The sequence below is a fragment of the Chitinophaga sp. 10T418 genome (genome assembly GCF_056394125.1).
Map to the genome: position 1 here is coordinate 609,179 of NZ_JBFTHG010000001.1, position 20,285 is coordinate 629,463.

A 20,285-nucleotide genomic window follows, 5' to 3' on the forward strand; every position below is an offset into this window, starting at 1 on the left:
GTGGAAAAAAAGAAACGAAGCGGCTGGAGAAGACTTGGACGCATACTCTTATACATTATCGGTGTTTTTTTATTACTCTTCATCGGACTGGCTGTTTACCTGGTAGTGGTGAGCAGAGTGAAGCCGCCTGTTATTGCCGATCAGCGCGCATTACAATTACAACGCACACAGATCGACAGCACCTGCTATACTTTAGGTAACAACTGGTTCCGCAAAAGCAACAGTGGTTTGTATGAAATGTACGTGGAAGGCGCCCCGTTTGAAAGAGGCGTGATCAACGGTAAACTCTCCGGAGAATTGATCCGTCGCCAGGAAGATGTATTTGTGGCGCAGTTCAGTAAAATGGTACCGTCTACTTTCTATCTGCATTTCCTCAAATATTTTATTGGCTGGTTTAACCGCAATCTGCCGGATCATGTACCGGAAGAATTTAAAGAAGAAATCTATGGAGAATCTTTCTCTGCTTCCCCTAACTACGATTATATAGGAACTAACTATGCCCGGTTAATGAATTATCATGCCGCGCATGATATCGGACATGCCCTGCAAGGCATGATGCTGGTGGGTTGTACCTCCTTTGGTACCTGGAATGATCAATCCGCCGACGGCAATCTGATCATTGGCAGGAACTTCGATTTTTATATGGGAGATGATTTTGCAGCAGATAAGATGGTGGTATTCTATCGCCCTGAAAAAGGCCATAACTTTATGTTTGTGTCCTGGGGTGGTTTTACAGGAGTGGTATCCGGTATGAATGATAAAGGTTTGACCGTTACCATTAATGCTGCCAAAACTTCCGTACCTACTGCTGCAGCTACGCCCGTATCACTGGTTGCCAGGGAAATTCTGCAGTATGCAAAAAATATCCAGGAGGCATGGGACATTGCAAAGAAACGGAAGATGTTTGTATCAGAATCTTTCCTGATAGGTTCTGCAGAAGATAATAAAGCGGTGATTATCGAAAAAACACCGGAAGGCATGGATATGTATACATCCGGTAAAAACTTTATTACCTGTACCAATCACTTCCAGGGCGATTCATTGGGTAGTCTTACTTCCAATAAATTACAGATCAGAGAAAGTGCCTCTGAATACCGCTATGAGCGTCTCAGAGAACTGATGAAAGAGAAAGGACCTAATACTGTACAAAAAACAGTGAGCATCCTGCGTGACCGCGGTGGCCTGCACAATGCAGATATTGGACTGGGTAATGAAAAGGCCATCAATCAGTTAATAGCCCATCACTCCATTGTATTTGAGCCTAAAAAAGGCATGGTATGGGTATCTACTTCACCCTGGCAGGAGGGGCAGTTTGTAGCCTACGATCTCAATAAGATCTTTGCTATGCACGGTCTTACTTCGGATCATGAAGTATACGACAGCGCACAGAACATTGCTGCTGACAGCTTCCTGGTATCAAAAGATTATCTTGCTTTTAATACCTACCGTAAACTGAGAGACCAGATCAGGGAAGGAGCAACAGTAGATATCAAAGCATTGATTGCGGCTAACCCGGCATATTATCACACCTATGTGCTGGCAGGGGATTACGAATATAAGCGCAAAGCATATGCTATTGCAAAACAATATTATGAAACAGGCTTAACGAAAGTAATTGCTACCAAAGGAGAAGAAGATCATATCCGTAAGCAACTGGCACTTTGTAACAGTAAACTAACAGCTAACCGCTAAAAGCTAACAGCAATATGATCATTGGTATTGGGACAGACATTGTGGAAGTACCGCGCATAGCTGCAAAGCTGGCGAAGGGAGATGGATTCCGGAACCTGGTATTTACTCCTTTTGAAATCAGTTATTGCGAAAAGCAGACAAATCCGGCAGAAAGTTTTGCGGCCCGCTTCGCTGCCAAGGAAGCAGTACTCAAAGCATTTGGTACCGGCTGGGGAAATGGTGGCATCAATTTCGATGAAATTGAGGTCCGCAATGATGAAGCGGGAAAGCCGGAGATTTTTTTAATAGGTAACGGAGCAAACAGATATACCTTGCTGGGCATAAAAAAAATATGGGTTTCTTTATCTCATGAAAAAAGTGCCGCTATTGCAATGGTTATTATAGAAGGATAAATTTAGGAGAAATGTACATACCAGATATTGAACTACAGTCGAAAGCAGCCATCAGGGCTTACCAGGAAAAGGAAGTAATGCGCCTGCTGGGCTACCTGAGGGAGTTTTCACCTTTCTATAAATCATGGTTTAAAAAACATGGTATTGCCGCCGACCAGGTTCAGTCGCTGGAAGCATTCTCCCTGATTCCTCCTGTCTCCAAAGAAGATTTACAGGAACATAACTGGGAATTTTTGTGTGTAGATAAAAGTAATATCGCCGAATACACCACTACTTCCGGTACCCTGGGCCGGCCAGTTATTGTGGCGTTAACAGAAAAAGACCTGCAACGTTTAAGCTACAACGAATACATTTCTTTTTGTTGTGCCGATGGTACCAGCAGTGATATCTACCAACTCATGCTCACGCTGGATCGTCAGTTTATGGCCGGCATGGCCTATTACAACGGCATCCGTAAACTGGGCGCCGGTGTATTGCGCGTAGGCCCCGGTGTACCGAGCATGCAATGGGAAAACATACAACGCATAAAACCTACTACCATCGTAGGGGTGCCTTCTTTTATCGTTAAATTGATTGCTTACGCAAAAGAGCATCAGATAGATATTAACCAGACCTCTGTAAAGAAAGCAGTATGTATTGGTGAAAACATCCGTAACACAGATTTTTCATTGAATGTATTGGGCAAAAAGATTACAGAGCAGTGGGATATCAAATTATATTCTACCTATGCCTCTACTGAAATGCAGACGGCCTTTACAGAGTGCGCCGCAGGCCAGGGAGGCCATCATCATCCGGAATTGCTTTATGTAGAGTTACTGGATGAAAATAATCAGCCGGTTGCCCCGGGCGAAGAAGGAGAGGTGACCATTACCACGCTTGGCGTGGAAGGCATGCCCCTGCTACGTTACAAAACCGGTGATATCTGTCAGTACCATTACGATGTATGCAGTTGCGGCAGACACACGTTAAGGTTATCTCCCGTAATAGGTCGTAAAAAACAGATGATTAAATACAAAGGCACTACCCTGTATCCGCCTGCACTGTTTGATCTGCTGAATGATATGGAAGATGTGAAAGAATTTGTGGTAGAAGTATTCTCCAATGAACTCGGTACTGATGAGATTCTTTTGCACCTCTGGCCCAGAGAAGAATCCGAAGAAATGGACCGCAAGATAAAATCATATCTGCAGGCAAAATTGCGTGTAATACCGCAGGTTAGGTATACCAGTCAGCAGGATATTATGCGGATGCAGTTTCCGGAGAACAGCCGTAAACCGGTGAAGTTTGTGGATAACAGGAATTAGGAATTACGTATACTTCATATAGGTACACTTATTTATATTGGACCTTAGGGATACTATGAACAACTATTTTGAGGATTTAATTACAGGAATCAAACATGTTGCAGAATAAACTCTGCGTCAATTTTTAATTTGTGATAAATTTTCTTCAGAAAATCTACATCCGGATCTCTTTTGCCATTCAGTATTTGAGAGAATTTGGCTTCACCTATATCCAGCATTGTAGCCATTTCTTTTTGCTTGAGTTTCATCTCAAACATTTTCAATTCTATCATCCCGCTGAGTGTAGTAGGCTTAGGTAATGGGTAGCGGGAGTCTTCAAAACGCTCTGCCGCTGCAGAAAGCTGTTGCAATTCTTTCAATTCTGTCTGGTTCAGATTTGAATCTCCTTTTTTCATAAGGATATGTATACGCTGCATAGCAGCCGTATAATCTTTTTCTGTAGAAATGGAAAGGCCGGTTAACTTCTTCATAATATCGTTTTTTCAGTATGCACACATCACCCATGCGCAGATTGGGCCTGTCTTTAAAGGGAGTCAGGTTTTACCTTGTCATATTCTTTATGGGTACCTATAAATCTGATATATACTGTTCGGACACGAAAGATAATTCTTGCTATTAGTCTGTATTTATTTCCACCTATATCAAATACGTATAAGTCTTTGCCTATATAATCTACCGTATTGAAGCTTTCCTTTACATCAGAGAATTTAGACCATTCGGCTAATTTACTGTTATAATACCAGTACAATAAAGGGTCAACAGCATCTGGATGTATAATGGAAAACTCATTGATTGCAGCTTTCGAAATGATCACCATGACAAGAGTTTACACTCCAAAGGTAATTTTAAAATTTCAAAAAATGAAATTAAATTTCAAAAAATGAAATTATTTTATTTCGATTTCAGGAGATGATTTTACTCAAAACCCCATCACCGCCACATCCTTCGGATTATCCAGCTTTACACTCTTCCTTTCTCCCCGCACCAGCACATGAATCATATTCGTTTGCGTAGAATGTCTTTCGTACAACAAGTCGTTCTTCACCTGCACTTTCTTAGGTACAGGTACGTTTTCCGCTTCCAGGAAGCTCCACACCGCATCTTCTTCTATTTTATACCCGATAAACTTCAAGGGAATGTTTTTCCCATCCAGGGTAACCGCCAGGTGCTGTGCTAAATATGCGGCGATGTAGCCCTCTACCTGCTTGCGGTTGGCGGGATGCGTAATATCAAAGGATGTTTTATACTGTGCTTTGAGCGTATTTTCCAGGTCATCTGCGAAAATGCGGCAGCTTACCTGCAGCTCCTTTTTATCGGCATTATGGGAAATCTCCGTTACACTGGCATAGAAAGGGTGCAGTGCTGTCAACCATAAAGTCATCCACCATTTACATAATAATAAACCCACTGGACTAATATTTTTTTTAAAATTAACTTTTACGCTTTATACTTACCAAAATTATAGAAAGCAGTGCACAATGGATGAGTTGTATTTTCAGTTAGGGTGGCAACATATTATAAATTGGGATGCTTATGATCATATTCTCTTTGTAATAGCGTTGAGTGCCATTTACCTGCTGCGTGATTGGAGAAAAGTGCTGGTGTTGGTGACGGCTTTTACAGTTGGGCATTCTATTACCCTGGCATTGAGTGTATTACATATTATCCGTATACCCGGCCCGCTGGTGGAATTCCTGATACCTGTCACCATTTGTGTGACGGCCATCTCCAATATCCTGCGACGGGAAGAAGAGCCGCAGAAATTACAGCTGAACTATTTTTACGCACTGTTTTTCGGATTAATTCACGGATTGGGGTTTTCCAATTATCTGAAAAGTTTGCTGGGCAGCCAGGCAAATATTGTTCAGCCACTCCTGGGATTCAATTTAGGGCTGGAATTCGGGCAGATTCTCATCGTGATGAGTATATTGCTTATATCAACCGGAATCGTGAAAATTGGGCATATTAAACGCCGCGACTGGAATATGTTCCTGTCGTCTGCTACATTTGGAATTGCTTTTTTAATGGTTATACAAGGCGTGAGAGCGCTGTTTTTTTAATACTGTTTATGAGAAAATATCTTTACCTCGCCGGGGTACTGTGCGGCAGCGTATGCGCGTTGCAGGCGCAGAACAACCCGGGATCCAACCATGGCAACCGTTTTGAACAGCTAGGCACTATGCTGCAAACGCCTAACATGTACCGTTCTGCTTCCGGCGCTCCCGGGCCTAAATACTGGCAACAACGCGCCGATTACGAAATAGAGGCACAACTGGACGATGCAAAGCAAAAGCTGACCGGCGCAGAAACGATTACCTACTTCAACAATTCTCCCGACCCGCTCACCTATCTCTGGTTACAGCTCGATGAGAATGAACACGACCCCAACAGCGATAATCAGCAGTTTAACGAAAGCCGCATGTCAGATAAAATGACCCTGGCTACGTTGAACAGCCTGTTGCCTTCCACTAAAGACCTCGGTGTGAAGATCGTGAAGCTCACTGATGCAAATGGTACGGCACTGCCTTATACGGTTAACCAGACCATGATGCGCATTGACCTGCCTAAACCATTGATGCCGGGCGAGAAATACCGCTTCAAAGTATCCTGGTGGTATAACATCTCTGATCGTATGACCGTAGGTGGCCGCGGTGGGTATGAATATTTTGCGGAAGATAAAAATTACCTGTATACCATTACCCAGTGGTATCCACGCTTAGCTGTGTATTCCGATTTTCAGGGCTGGCAAAACAAACAGTTTACGGGAAGAGGAGAGTTTGCACTCGCCTTCGGTAATTTTCGTGTACGCATGACAGTGCCCGCCGACCACGTGGTCGGCGCCACCGGTGAATGTCAGAACTACAAGGAAGTGCTGACACCGGCGCAATACCAGCGCTGGCAGCAGGCACAAACCAGTAAAGAACCTGTGGAAGTTGTCACCCTTGATGAAGCAAAGAAAGCGATGCAGGGCAACGCAGCGAATACCAAGACATGGGTATACGAAGCACAGAATGTACGCGACTTTGCACTGGTATCTTCCCGCCGCATTGTATGGGATGCGCTGGCTACCAATGTAGAAGGCAACAAGGTAATGGCCATGTCGTACTATGGTCCCGAAGCGTACCCGCTTTATCGCCGTTATTCTTCCAAAGTAGTGGCACATACGGTAAAATCCTATTCTAAACATACTATTCCTTACCCTTACCCGGTGGCTATTTCAGTAGAAGCGACCAGTGGGATGGAATACCCGATGATTTGTTTCAACTACGGCCGTGCTGATAAAGACGGTACCTATTCTGAAGCCACCAAAAACGGTATGATAGGCGTTATCACCCACGAAGTAGGGCATAACTTCTTCCCCATGATTGTGAACTCTGACGAAAGACAGTGGACCTGGATGGACGAAGGGCTGAATACTTTCTGCCAGTTTATGGCAGAACAGGAGTGGGACAGCAATTTCCCCTCCGGCCGTGGACCTGCGCATAAGATTGTGGATTATATGAAGATGCCAAAAGATCAGCTGGAGCCGATTATGACAAACTCCGAAAATATTGTGCAGTTTGGACCTAATGCCTACGCTAAACCGGCTACAGCATTGAACATTCTCCGGGAAACAGTCATGGGTCGCGATCTGTTTGATTTCGCTTTCCGCGAATATGCACGCCGCTGGGCGTTCAAACATCCTACACCGGCAGACTTTTTCCGCACCATGGAAGATGCTTCTGCAGTTGATCTGGACTGGTTTTGGCGCGGATGGTTTTTTGGTACTGAGCCGGTAGACATCTCCCTGGACAGCGTTAAATGGTACAGGATGGATGGCAAAGATCCTAATGAAACAGCGAAAGCAGCACAAGCAGCCTATGATAAAGGTATGGATCATGTAGCCAGACAGAAAAACAAGGCTGCTGGTGTGAAATATGCCGTAGATCAGGATACGAGTTTGCAGGACTTCTACAGCAAATGGAACCGCTTTGAGGTAAGCCCCGAAGATAAAGCTGCCTATAGCCAGTTTTACAACGGATTAAGCCGTGAAGAGAAAGCACTGTATGATAGTAAGAAAAACTTCTACCAACTCAGTTTCTCCAATAAAGGAGGCCTCGTGATGCCACTGATCATTGAGTGGACCTTTACCGATGGCACCAAAGAAACAGACCGGATCTCTGCCTATATCTGGCGCAAAGATGAAAATGAAGTTACCAAGGTATTTGCGAAAGATAAGCAGGTGGTAGCTGTAAAAATCGATCCATTGCGCGAAACCGCAGATATCGATGAAAGCAATAACAGCTGGCCCCGTGAAGCCACTCCGTCTAAATTTGAGCTGTTTAAGGCAGCCGGAGCAGTACGCGGCGCCTCTACCGGTGACAACCCGATGAAGAAAGCAAATTCGAAATAATCAGGTGATTTTATATTTTGTGGCGGCTATCATCTCGTATGATAGCCGCCTTATTTTTTAAAACGCCTTTTTAAAAGCCTAAGTTATGAACCGACTAGCCAGTCTTTTGCTATTGATATGCCTGGCGCAAACAGCCAGGGCCGCGGATGTAGATACTGTCAGTATCCGCAGCGATAAAATGCACCGCGCTTACAAATGTGTGGTGATCACCCCTTCTTCCTACAAAAGCGGCACCCAACGCTATCCCGTAGTGTATCTCCTGCACGGTGCCTACGGCGATTATTCAGACTGGGTAAAGAAGGTACCCATCGTGAAAGAATTGGCCGATGCCTACCAGTGTATGATCGTATGCCCCGATGGAGCCGTGACCAGTTGGTATTTCGATAGCCCGGTAGACAGCTCCATGCGCTTTGAAACCTATGTGTCCAAAGAAATTCCTGCCTATATAGACCAGCACTATCAGACTTTACCTGAACCTGCGCATCGGGCTATTGTCGGCCTGAGCATGGGCGGACATGGCGCTTTGTTCCTGGCCATCCGTCATTCAGATGTATTTGGCGCCGCTGGTAGTATAAGTGGTGGCGTAGATATCCGCCCTTTCCCTAAAAACTGGGACCTGGCCAAACGCCTGGGCCCTCCCGGAACAGATGGTGCCAACTGGACCGACTATACAGTTATTAAGCAGATAGATAACCTGAAACCTGGTACCTTATCCCTGATCATTGATTGCGGGGTGAAAGACTTTTTTATTGATGTAAACCGGGATCTGCATAAAAAATTATTGCTGGCAGGTATCGATCACGACTATACGGAGCGTCCAGGGGAACATAACTGGGCATACTGGAGCAATGCCATCAAGTACCAGCTGCTGTTCTTTCACCAGTTTTTTCAGTAAATACTTTACACAGGAAAGCCGGTCCTTAACAGGACCGGCTCTTTACTTTGTCCAATTCTTATGAAAAATTAAATATTTGTTCTCTCTAAAAAAAAGTCCGTCAGCAGGAATACCAACGGCTATTATTTGAATGTGACCTATGTTGATTGAATGCTAAGCGAAATATGTAAAGAACCGCGAAGTTTTTATATAATGCCGGTCCTCAACAGGACCGGCCTTTTTTATGCACGCGATTCAAAATAAAAAGTTGAATAATATCACGGTTTATCCCACCAGAGACGGGTACCGGCATTGTCAAGCCCACCGAGCAATGTCACTGCTTTATCCACTTCCGCTTTGTTGGAAGTATACTCTGTATTCGGGAATGGTAATCTTCTGATCTGGATGGTGGTACTCACCAGGCCATTACTGTAGTTGTTTACCACGGTGAATAATTTAGGATATCCTGTTCTGCGGAATTCAGACCATGCTTCCTGTCCTTCGGGGAACACGGAAATCCATTTCTGTGTGATAATACGTTCCAGCTTTTTGTCAAAGGTTGCTGCGTCATCCCACTTAATAGTAATATCGGTAGTAGCAGGTGCATTGTTAACAGCAAACTGCGGATCTACGTAGGCAATAGGCTTGCTGGTATTATCATTCAGGTAGTTGGAAATGCTGGCAGCATCTGCATCCCATTGTGCCAATGAGATACCCACTCCTTTTTCATACAGTTGCTGGGGTGTTCCACCAGTGTTTTTCCAGCCTCTTAAAGCTGCTTCTGCACGGAGGAAAAATACTTCTGCAGATACCATCAGCTGTATAGGTGTGTTGTTACGGAAAGTTTTAGTTTCTCTAACCGCAGGAACGGAATAACCAGTGTAACCAGGTTTTGCAGTAATAGTACTACCAATACGGATACCTTTATATGTGTTAGGATAACTAACAGAGTGGTCAAAGTATTTTGGAAGACGCGGATCTTTATAACCAACGAGGAAGGATTCCATAGATGCGCTCATGGAACAATCTGTCCAGGAGGTGACAATGGTGAACAACGGGTGTCTCAGACCAAAGCCGGAAACCTGCACGTTATCTTTGTTGATTTCCATTACGCCTCCGTTAGCAGGGTCCAGTGCTTTTTCACCTTCCGCCTGTGCACGGGCAGCATCCACTTTTACAATGCGCAGCGCCAAACGTAAACGTAAGGAGTTGGCAAACTTAATCCATTGCTTGTAATCACCGGCATACACCATATCAAACTTACCGAACGGCGTTAAGCCAGGATGTGCAGCTACGAAAGCTTTCAGTGTAGTATTAGCGGTGTCCAGCTCTTTAAAGAAACGATCGTATATCACAGATTGTGCATCATAAGAGGAAGTAGTACCACCACTACCATAACTGCTGTATGGAATAGGGCCATAAACATCCGTTACCCGGTGCATGGCTTCTACTTTCAGGATCAGCGCTACTGCCCAGAAATCAGGCGCAATGGTTTGTGCTCCTCTGCGTTTGATTTCATTAATAGGCGCCATCACGTTGTTATAAGCCAGGTTGAAAGTGGAGTTATTCCAGCCATCAATCATCTTGTACGACAGGTTACTCTGGTTTCCCTGGAAATCATGGGGAGGGGTGAGGTAGCCGGAGTAAGCATCCGCATTCAGATTTTGTTGTAGCTGATAATCTGCGGTGGTGTTACCAAAGTTGAAATAGATAGAAGACTGAATCTGCGGAAAGAATCCACCGATAAAGTTGAAATCTGCTTTCAGGTCGTCTTCACCTAACCCGGTTTTATCGGTATTATATTCCTCGAATTTTTTTGTACAGGCACTCATGGCCAGTATGCCTGCCGCAAGCGCGATAGCAGTTAACGGTTTGTATAGTTTGAATCTGATCTTTTTCATCTGCTTTGATTTAAAGGTGAACATCATTAAAATCCAACATTCAGGCTAAAGCCATAACTACGGTTAGCAGGCATACTGAAAATGTCTACACCAGAAAGACCGTTACCGGTAGACATGGTGATTTCAGGATCATATGGCGCCTTTTTGGTAATGTACCAGAGGTTTCTGCCAATCAGGGTCATACGGATGCTTTTCACGAAGCCATGTCCAAGTGCGCTGGATGGGATCGTGTAAGCAAGCGATGCTTCACGTAATCTTACAACAGTGCCATCATACATGTACTCGCCGGTTACACCATCACGTCCGCCTATTACACCATACCAGGTGGCGGCATCAATTTTGGTTACTTCTTTTTTAGTTTCTGTATTGATACCGTTGATGGTTACACCACCATTTTTACGCGCATCGCCGGTTTCAGCAGATACACCGTATTTATCCAGCAGCGCTTGTGTCAGTGACATTACTTTACCACCAAATTTGCCATCTACCAGGAAGTTCAGGCTGAAGTTTTTGTAGCTAAGGTTGTTGCTCCATCCACCCTGCCATTTAGGAGTAGGGTTACCTATCAGCACGTTGTCGGAAGTAACCACTGGTTTGCCATCGGCGCCAATCTGTACACGGCCCTGATCATCACGCACCAATGTTTTACCATAGATGTCGCCATAAGAACTTCCTTTTGACAGGATTAAAGCATAGTTGTTAGAGTTGGGAGGAGTGAGTACAAACTGATCAATGTTTGGCGCCAGTTCTATCACTTTGTTTTTATTCTGAGAGTAGTTGATAGTGGTATTCCAGTTGAAATCTTTGGATTTAATCACATTGTAACCTAACATCAATTCCACACCTGAGTTCTGGATATCTCCTGCATTGATGAAGCGGAAGCTGTAACCGGTTCCTGGTGGTACGGCAATCTGGAAGTATTGATTTTTGGTGTTGGTTTTATAGTAAGTGAAATCAAAGCTTAATCTGTTCTGGAGGAAACGCCATTCTGTACCTAATTCAAATGATTTTGTTCTTTCTGGTTTCAGGTCAGTGAATGGTGCCTGGTTGTTGAACACGAAGGTTCCGCCTACAGCACCTAACCTGTTTCTTGGGTTAGTTACATATACTGGAACAGAGTTACCTACATCAGCAAAGGAAACACGCAACTTACCATAGCTTACCGGTTCTGGTAAGTTCAGCAGCTGATGTACCATCAATGAAGCACCTACAGAAGGGTAGAAATAAGATCCATTTGGTGTGAATGCCAGTTTGGAAGACCAGTCGTTACGACCGGAGAAGTCCAGGAATACGAGGTCTTTAAATGACAGGTTCACGTTACCAAATACCGCCTGTAATTGTTCGTGATTTTCTGGTGCGGTGAGAATTAAACTACCTGGCGTCATGTTTTGCAATGCAAAGAAATTGGCTACATACAGATCACCGTTGAAAGAATCACCGAGTGTACCTTTGGTACGGACATCGCTGATACTGGTACCTAAGAGGGCATTCAGTTTAAACTGACCAAAAGATTTATTCAGGTTTACGATGAAGTCACCATACATCTGTGTAGTAGTGAGTTCGCTGGTGATGTAACGGCCATTAGGACCAGATAATACACCCTGTGTACCTGCGTAAATTTTTCCATCATAGTTATCAGTGGTGCGGTCTATATTACCACGTGCCTGTACATATAACCAGTCAGCAACATCATACTTGCCGGAGAGGCTGGCCAATGTTCTGTTACGTTTAGCTTCGCTGCCATTTCTGTTAACGATCCAATATGGATTTTGCTGCAAATCCTCATCAAAAGGCCAGTTTTGCAGATCAATCTGACGGTCTTTATCAAATTTGGTATAGTTTGTTTTGTAAGGCGACATATCTACACCTCTTGGGAACAGGTACAAACCGGTCAGCGGGTTAAAGTATAAACCGTTTACAGGGCCGTTGTCCAAAGATTGAGTGACGATATTCACATTACCATCCAGTGTTAATTTATCATTCAGAAATTTGCCGGTTTCTCTGAAAGTAAAGTTATTACGTTTCAGGTCATTGCCTGGCATTACGCCCTGTGCAGTAGTATTGGCGTAGGAAATGAAAGTTTGTGCTTTTTCTGTACCACCGGAGAAGTTGATAGAGTTGATCCAGGTATTACCCGTGCGATAGAAATCACCGATATTATCATGCGCATTGGTAATGTCTTTACCCCAGCTCTGTGTAGATCCTGGTTCAGTAGGACCATATGAATTCTGCAGTTTCGGAGTATAAGCAACTTTATCCAGGGTGATGCCGCTGGAAAATTCTACTTTGGAATTACCTGCTTTACCTTTTTTAGTGGTAATGAGGATAACACCATTGGCGGCCTGGCTACCATATAACGCGGATGCGGAAGCACCTTTTAATACAGAGATACTTTCGATATCATCCGGGTTAAGGTTGGAGATACCATCACCACCATCACGACCAGGAGAGTAGGTAATGTTACCATCACCACCCCAGGTACTGTTAGGTTGTTGTGTGGTATAGTTGGTCATTGGAATACCATCTATTACATACAACGGTTGGTTGGAACCCTGTGCGGATTTGCTACCACGGAGGGTTACTTTTACGGAACCACCTACGCCGGAACTGCTCTTGCTGATGTTGATACCAGGAGCTTTACCATTGAGGGAGTTCATTACGTTCGCATCTTTAATCGTGCTGATTTCTTCGTTGCCGATGCGCTGTGTGGAGTAAGTGAGTGATTTGGCCGCTTTCTTTACACCGAGTGCGGTTACTACCAGTTCATTTAATCCTTTAACGTTGTCATTGAGTCTTACATTCACAGATTGGCTGTTACCTACTGTTACTTCGGTAGGTTCAAATCCGATAGAGGTGAATACCAATACATCACCTGATTTTGCGGCAAGGTGATAGGCACCCTGGTTATTTGTCTGAGTACCTTTGGTGGTTCCTTTTATTTGTACGGAAACACCAGGAAGTAAAGTTCCTTTGGCATCCTTTACGGTGCCGCCGATTTCTTTTTCCTGATAAGCGCTACGGAATGAAGATGTGGGCGACCAGGAATTGCCGGCTGCCTTCACATATGCACTGTCTGCTAATATGGAAGTGAGCGCCAGACCGGTCATAGCACACACTTTCATAAGGCGTAGGTTTTTTTTCATACTTGCCTTTTTTTTGGTTAATAAATGGGATTTGTATTGTTGAATTAAACTGACCATTTTTAATAGCGTGCATTTGTTAGAAAATACGGAGCCGTTAGCATGGCGCGCACCATCCTTCGGGTCCTGATATTATACTTGTTTTACTGTTGGCTACCTGTCTATAGGGGCGTGCAAAGCCTCATTGCTCATGGCAATGTGTAATCCGGGTTGAGTCGCAGCAGTATATTGTTATGTGTTTTCCTTACATGAAATGTTGTTTTTATAACGTCCTATTTTTACAGGCAGCATAGCTAATGAGCGCTGAAATGTTGCGCTACAGGAAAGGAGTCGTGTGTACGTATAAATAGTACTATCGGGTTTTCAAAAATTCTTAACTTTTTTTTAATTCTTAGCGAAGGTCCCACCAGAGCGGCGTTCCACCATTGTCTACACCTTTTAATGTGCGTACGGCACGGGCTACTGCCTGAGGATTCGTGTTCAACTCCCGTTGTGGCATGGGTAAGCGGCGGATGAATTTCTCTGAAGAGATAGTACCATTACTATTATTGATCACTACCGGAAATAATTTAGGATAGCCGGTGCGGCGAAATTCGCTCCAGGCTTCCTGTCCTTCCGGAAACATGGCAATCCATTTCTGGGTGATGATGCGCTCCAGCTTTGTTTGTACATTGTCGCCCTCATTCCATTTAATGGTGATAGTGCTTAAATGTCTGTCGCCGGCAGGTACATTGTTATCTGCATTTTGTGGATCAATATAGGGCCTGGGCTTGTCCACATCATTATTCATATAGTCGTTAACGTTACTTATATTGTATTGTTTGAAAGAAGCGGTAATACCAGCTGAATAGTTCGCTGAGGCTGTACCCGCGCCCTTCCAGCCATACAATGCTGCTTCCGCCTTCAGGAAATATGCTTCGGCCGTTGTCATGAATTGTATTTTACTTTCAAATCTGACAAGCGGAGAAAATCCGCTGTATTCTTCTTTTGCGGAGATTTTAATACCATTACGGATACCATGGTATACATTTACACCATCATCGGTAGGTACAAAATAATGGGATAGGCGCGGATCTTTATAACCTGTAAGAATGGATTCCATCGGTGCACTCATTCGTAAATCTGCCCACGTATAACACATAATATTCAGTGGGTGCGTAACCGGCGAAATATTCACCGCAAAATTATCCTCCGGTGCAGATTGCAGTAAGCCCAAAGGATGACTAAGGGCAGCTTCTCCTTCTTCTTTGGCCTTTTGGGGGTCTACACCTGAAATACGTATGGCCAGCCGCAAACGCAGGGTGTTGGCAAATTTTACCCACTGGGTATAATCGCCTTTATATACGAGGTCAAATGCCTGAATGCGTTGTGGTGCTCCTCTTTTAATATAAGCAGTGAGTGTGTCTATACCTTGTGCTAAATCTTTGAAAAAAGCATAGTAGGCTTGTTGCTGAGAGTCGTATTCTATCCCCATTTCTCCGTTGGTTTCACCATAATGGGTATAAATAATTGGCCCGTAAATATCACTGAGGCGATGCATGGCTTCTACTTTGATGATCTGGGCCCAGGCATAAAAATCAGTGAAGGTATCCTTGGATTTCATCTGTGCAAAGTCGCAGGTCTTCATCACACGATCGTAGGTAACTACCCAGGGATTATTATTCCAGTAATACAACAATCCGTAATTAGTGTTATTAACATTCCCTTCAAATGGAGTAGGGGCCATCATATAACCGGAAAATACGTCTGCATTCAGGTTCTGTTGCAGTTGTGCGGTAGGAGGGTCGTTGTAAATGAGCAGGTTTAACTGCGCCTGCGATAAAGGTTCCCCCATCAGCCGGAAGTCGGCTTTTAGTTCATCCTCATCAAAATCGTAGGGATTTTTGTTAATCTCAGCAAACTTCTTCGTACAGGCACTTGCCAGCAAAACAGCCAATAGGGCAAATAATGTGGTGATTTTCCAGTTTTTCATTTGTGAGTATTTTTAAATTCCTAATCTCAGGTTGATGCCCATGCTGCGCACAGGTGGTAATCCGAATACATCTACGCCCTGCAAACCATTGCCGGTGCCCATAGATACTTCCGGATCAAATGGTGCATGTAATTCAAAAAAGAACAGGTTCCGGCCAATGATACCCATGCGCATATTGCGGATCCATTTCCACTTTAAAGGAATGCGATAGCTCAGGCTCAATTCCCGTAAACGGATATTGGTGGCACTGTACATATACATTTCCCCGATACCTGCTCTGCTGCCAATGGTAGTGTAATAAGTTTGCGCGTCAATTTTCCCGGTATAAGGACTTCCGTCTTTATTAACTGCCTTAATGCTTACCCCTCCGTTATCCCTTGCCAGGGCGCTTGTTTCACTTACGCCATACCAATCTAAAACTGCCTGGGTTACACTCATTACTTTTCCGCCAAAACGGCCATCTATCAGAAAGCTCAGATTTAAATTTTTATAGTCTATGCTGTTATTCCATCCCAGTGTAAAATCCGGATTGGGATTCCCTACTTTTTTAAATGCATTACGCGTTTGTAATTTGCCCGCAGCGTCCAGCATATAAGCCCCCTTTTCATTCTGCACCAGCTCTTTGTTGGAGTAAATATCTCCCCAAGAACCACCTTCCATGATAAAGGAGCCGAACATATTTACACCAAAATCAGTCAGCACGAACATGCTGCTGGTGTCTGCTCCAATGATCCGGGAATTGGTAAGCGATACGATCTTATTTTTGTTGGTCGCAAAATTAATCGTGCTGGTCCAGGAAAGATCTTTATTACGTATAGGCATTAAAGTTAGTGTTGCTTCCAATCCCTGGTTCTGTATATTACCCATGTTCAGATAATAGGTGTTATACTTGATACCCAGCGGGGCCGGCACTTCCATGTATTGTTTGTAGTTATTATTTTTGTAGAAAGTAATATCTGCGGTAATCCTGTTTTTGAACAGATGTGTTTCCAGTCCTATCTCAAAGGCACGGTTATCTTCCGGCTCCAGGGAAAGACCCGGATAAAGGATCCGCTGATTAAGCATTACCCGGCTCACACCGGCAATGGTTTGCAAAGAAAACTGCGCCGGCCGGGAAGAATAAGCGGCAATGTCGTTGCCTACACGCGCATAGGAAATCCGTGAGCGCAGAAAATCTATGGGCGCCGGCATTTTAAACATATCGCTCCATACAGCAGAGAGGCCAGCAGAATAATAAAAATATCCTTTATCCATCGTAGAGGTGAAAGCAAAAGTGCTGGACCAATCGTTTCGGCCTGTGAGATCCAGGAAGAGGAAATTTTTAAATCCCATCTGCACATTGGCAAACAGGGCCTGCAGTTGCTTCTGATCTACACTGTGCTGCGCATCCATAGAATTGCCCGTAATATTGGATACGGAGAATTTATTCGGATAAATCAGGCCGGGATCAGCATTGGGATTGGAGCCATTGAAAGTACGTTCATGTGCTTTGGTATCTGTAATACTGGCGCCGATATTGCCTGCCAGGTTCAACCACTTATTGATTTTCTTGCTGGCATTCACCATCAGGTCTCCATAGAGCTGGGTATTAAATTCTCTTTCCAGTGTATAGCGTCCGTTGGAGCCGGCCAGCACGATCTGTGTGCCGGCATACGCTTCCAGCTCATACTGATCCAGTGATTTATCAAAGTTGGCGCGTCCTTTCACCGCTAACCAGTCGTTGAGCTGCCAGGTAAGCGACAAAGTAGCCAATCCCCGGTATCGGGTGTCCAGTCGCAGGTTACGCAGCAATGCCCACATCGGGTTTTGCTGATCATCCTGCCCTATCCATCCTTTATCATTCCGGATGTCCCACCAGTTCTGCATATACAGGCTACGGCTGGCATCGTAATATTCGAAGTTGTTTTTATAATAACTAAAATCCTGTCCCCGTGGAAAAGTATACAGCCCGGAAATAGGACTGTAGTATAATCCGGACGACAACCGGTTCTCTGTATTTTGTGCAGTAAAAGAAACGTTGGCGTCCATTACCAGTTTTTCATTCAGCAGTTTTAATGTTTCGCGCAGGTTGACAGTATGTCTGTTGAATTTATTGGTAGGCAATATGCCTTTATTGGTGGTGTTGGCGTAGGAAAAATAACTTTGTGCTGTTTCGGTGCCGCCACTGAAGGCGATGGTATTGGTCCAGGTGGATCCGGTATTATAGAAATTTTTTACATGGTCAGGAGCCTGTATGGGCTTACCCCAACTGCCGAGGGAGCCGGGTTGCGGCTTACCTACCCGGTCGATCCCGGGAGGATCTGTTTGTCCGTAACGGTATTGTAAAGAAGGAAGGAGAGAAGGCGTTTCCCTGGTATAATCAGAGGAAACATCAATTTTACTTTTGCCGGGTTTACCTTTTTTGGTAGTAATGAGGATCACGCCATTCGCGGCCTGACTGCCATAGAGTGCCGCTGCGGAAGCGCCTTTCAGGATGCTGATGCTTTCAATATCATCGGGATTGATATTGGAAATACCGTCTCCGCCATCCCGGCCGCCGGCACCGGTAATATTGTGTGATTGTCCCCAGACATCTGTTGGTTGGGAAGGCGTGTAATTAGCATAAGGTACTCCATCTACAATATAGAGTGGCTGATTTTCCCGGGTAGATTTATTGCCACGTAAAACCACCCTTACGGATCCTCCAATACCGGAAGCACTGCGGGTAATAGTAGCGCCGGCTGTTTTCCCGTTTAAACAGTTAATCACATTGGCGTCTTTCACCAGTTGCAGATCGTCTCCATCCAGTTGTTGTGTGGCGTAAGGAAGTTCTTTGGCTTTTTTCTGCAGGCCCAGCGCAGTTACAACCAACTCGTTCAGTGCTTTCACGTTTTCCTGCATACGTACATTGATGTCATCTTCTGTACCTACCAGTACTTCGCGGTTTAAAAAACCTACGCTACTAAACACAAGCATATCGCCGGTGCTGGCTTTTAGTGTAAAACCAGCATCGGCGTTTGTTTGGGTCCCTTTATTAGTATGTTTAATCTGTATGGTTACTCCCGGGAGCGGCGTGCCTTTATTGTCGCGTACTATTCCTTTGATGTCCCTTTCGAGTGATACATGATTTAGCAGATCTACAGTGGGTGAGGGTCCGGTGTCACTTGCTGCGCCTACAATGATTTTGTTATTGATTCGGGTAAACTTTAATCCTGACTGAGTTGACATTAACGCGAGCACCTCATCGATGGGTGTTTTGTTGCAGTTTAAGGTGATCTTTTTCTTCAGGTTAAGATCAGTCTTGTCGTAGTGAAAGTTTAGCCCTGTTTTTACCGAAATTTCGGTCATTACATCTTCCAGGTTTTTGTTTTTTACCTGGATGGTGACAACAGTCGGTGGCGGGTCGGGTGTTTGCGTGATAGCGCTAGTCGTAGTGTTCAAGCTCCCCGCCAACAATAGCGTCAGCATCAACCCCATGGATACAAACCATTTCACGGGGCATGGCCTTACCCTCATATGGACTAGTTTTTGTTTTGCAGATAAACGGTGTCGTTTTTAATGGTATAGGAAAGTGATTTAGCCAGGCTGATGATGTCCATTACTTCTTTCAGGTTCTCATTTTTGAAAGATCCATTGTAATTCCATTCTTTTTTGTTGCTTTCATTCATAACGGTAACACCATAACGATTTTCTATTCCTGTTACTACTTCATTATAAGGAGCATCTTTAAATACCAGGTAGCCTTGTTTCCAACCGGTAATTTCTTCTGGTTTATTGAAAATGGTTTTTATGAGACTGAGTGAAACCCGGTCATAGCTGATCTGTTCGCTGGGAAGCAGGATCAGTGAGCTTGTTTTAGCCGTATTGTTATTTAATTGGTCAACTTTTACTTTACCACTTACCAGGGCTACAACTACTTTATGCTCGCTGGCATAGGCCCTGATATTGAAAGAAGTACCTAAAGCGGTGGTAGCCAGTTCGCCGGCATTCACCACGAAGCGTTTGCGCGGGTCGGCGGCTACGTTAAAGAAGGCTTCACCTTCTTCCAGGAAAATAGTCCGGCTGCTATCACTGAAATGTTCGGGATAGCGCACTTTGCTACCCGCATTGAGTTCCATGGTACTGCCGTCTTCCAGTGTAATACTTTCCCTATGTCCTTTGATGGTAGCGATTTCAACGAATCCGTTTCTGATCACGCGGTTGGCGTGGTTAACAGCCATTGGTGCGGGTATTTGGCCGGTGGCCTGCTGATGTTCTTTTGATGACTGGTTAAACCAGAAAAGGCCGGCTGCAAGCAATACGGCTGCTGCTGCCGCTGCATACCAATAGCGGGCATTCATCCGGCGTACCGGTGTGGCAGGCGTAATGTGCAGGTTCAATTGCCCTTTTATCTGATCAAGTTCCCGGTCAAGCTCTTTTTCTTCTATGTAGGTGGACTGATGACGATTGATATTCTCAAACCATTGATCTACAATAGCCGCTTCCTCCGGTGAGCAACTCCCCTGATTATATCGCTCCAGCAATATTTTTATCTGTTCTGTGTCCACCTTGTTGGCGTTTTATGCGTTCTTAAGTCGTAATAACGTGGAAAAGGTACCATTGCTCCTCGCTTTTTTTTCCTGGTTAATCGTTTTTGCA

The 20,285-nt window shown here is 44.5% G+C and carries 14 protein-coding genes; 6 read left to right on the forward strand and 8 right to left on the reverse strand.

Annotated features, from left to right (window positions below; genetic code table 11):
* Genes AC1DCV_RS02570 through flxY form a run of 3 tightly spaced genes read left to right on the forward strand, consistent with a single transcriptional unit; the run spans position 1 to position 3,388 of the window.
* Positions 1-1,692, forward strand: coding sequence for a C45 family autoproteolytic acyltransferase/hydolase (locus tag AC1DCV_RS02570; RefSeq protein ID WP_477021696.1), 1,692 nt, complete (start codon positions 1-3; stop codon positions 1,690-1,692).
* A gap of 14 nt (positions 1,693-1,706) precedes the next feature.
* Entirely contained in the window at positions 1,707-2,084 is a 378-nt protein-coding gene (gene acpS / locus AC1DCV_RS02575; RefSeq protein WP_477021697.1) for a holo-ACP synthase, read from the forward strand.
* An 11-nt stretch (positions 2,085-2,095) separates the two neighbouring features.
* Positions 2,096-3,388 carry a flexirubin biosynthesis putative acyl-CoA ligase FlxY gene (flxY, locus tag AC1DCV_RS02580; protein ID WP_477021698.1) on the forward strand — a complete coding sequence of 431 codons (1,293 nt, stop codon included), beginning with the start codon at positions 2,096-2,098 and terminating at the stop codon, positions 3,386-3,388.
* A gap of 89 nt (positions 3,389-3,477) precedes the next feature.
* Here flxY and AC1DCV_RS02585 read toward each other — a convergent pair whose 3' ends face one another.
* The 3 genes from AC1DCV_RS02585 to AC1DCV_RS02595 all read right to left on the reverse strand — a co-directional run bounded on the left by AC1DCV_RS02585 (position 3,478) and on the right by AC1DCV_RS02595 (position 4,796).
* A complete protein-coding gene (locus tag AC1DCV_RS02585) occupies positions 3,478-3,858 on the reverse strand; it encodes a helix-turn-helix domain-containing protein (RefSeq protein WP_477021699.1) in 381 nt (126 codons plus the stop codon).
* Positions 3,859-3,911: 53 nt separating this feature from the next.
* The gene (locus AC1DCV_RS02590) at positions 3,912-4,205 is read right to left on the reverse strand and encodes a type II toxin-antitoxin system HigB family toxin (RefSeq protein WP_477021700.1); all 294 of its coding nucleotides are present in this window, start codon (positions 4,203-4,205) and stop codon (positions 3,912-3,914) included.
* Between the two features lie 102 nt (positions 4,206-4,307).
* Positions 4,308-4,796, reverse strand: a complete 489-nt coding sequence (locus AC1DCV_RS02595; RefSeq protein ID WP_477021701.1) for a DUF6702 family protein — start codon at positions 4,794-4,796, stop codon at positions 4,308-4,310.
* 70 nt (positions 4,797-4,866) lie between these two features.
* On the opposite strand from AC1DCV_RS02595, the gene AC1DCV_RS02600 reads away from it, so the two are divergent.
* The 3 genes from AC1DCV_RS02600 to AC1DCV_RS02610 all read left to right on the forward strand — a co-directional run bounded on the left by AC1DCV_RS02600 (position 4,867) and on the right by AC1DCV_RS02610 (position 8,676).
* Positions 4,867-5,448, forward strand: a complete 582-nt coding sequence (locus AC1DCV_RS02600; RefSeq protein ID WP_477021702.1) for a HupE/UreJ family protein — start codon at positions 4,867-4,869, stop codon at positions 5,446-5,448.
* Positions 5,449-5,456: 8 nt separating this feature from the next.
* The gene (locus tag AC1DCV_RS02605) at positions 5,457-7,781 is read left to right on the forward strand and encodes a M1 family metallopeptidase (protein ID WP_477021703.1); all 2,325 of its coding nucleotides are present in this window, start codon (positions 5,457-5,459) and stop codon (positions 7,779-7,781) included.
* An 85-nt stretch (positions 7,782-7,866) separates the two neighbouring features.
* Entirely contained in the window at positions 7,867-8,676 is an 810-nt protein-coding gene (locus tag AC1DCV_RS02610) for an alpha/beta hydrolase (RefSeq protein ID WP_477021704.1), read from the forward strand.
* Between the two features lie 257 nt (positions 8,677-8,933).
* On the opposite strand, the gene AC1DCV_RS02615 is transcribed toward AC1DCV_RS02610, so the two are convergent.
* The 5 genes from AC1DCV_RS02615 to AC1DCV_RS02635 form a co-directional block, all read right to left on the reverse strand.
* Complete coding sequence (locus tag AC1DCV_RS02615; RefSeq protein WP_477021705.1) at positions 8,934-10,556, reverse strand: RagB/SusD family nutrient uptake outer membrane protein; 1,623 nt, start codon at positions 10,554-10,556, stop codon at positions 8,934-8,936.
* 26 nt (positions 10,557-10,582) lie between these two features.
* Positions 10,583-13,699, reverse strand: a complete 3,117-nt coding sequence (locus tag AC1DCV_RS02620; RefSeq protein WP_477021706.1) for a SusC/RagA family TonB-linked outer membrane protein — start codon at positions 13,697-13,699, stop codon at positions 10,583-10,585.
* A gap of 388 nt (positions 13,700-14,087) precedes the next feature.
* Positions 14,088-15,668 carry a SusD/RagB family nutrient-binding outer membrane lipoprotein gene (locus AC1DCV_RS02625; protein WP_477021707.1) on the reverse strand — a complete coding sequence of 527 codons (1,581 nt, stop codon included), beginning with the start codon at positions 15,666-15,668 and terminating at the stop codon, positions 14,088-14,090.
* Positions 15,669-15,680: 12 nt separating this feature from the next.
* Positions 15,681-19,163, reverse strand: coding sequence for a SusC/RagA family TonB-linked outer membrane protein (locus AC1DCV_RS02630; RefSeq protein WP_477021708.1), 3,483 nt, complete (start codon positions 19,161-19,163; stop codon positions 15,681-15,683).
* Positions 19,164-19,168: 5 nt separating this feature from the next.
* Positions 19,169-20,194 (reverse strand): FecR family protein, encoded by a 1,026-nt coding sequence (locus AC1DCV_RS02635; protein WP_477021709.1) that lies wholly within the window; start codon positions 20,192-20,194, stop codon positions 19,169-19,171.
* Positions 20,195-20,285 lie beyond the last annotated feature (91 nt).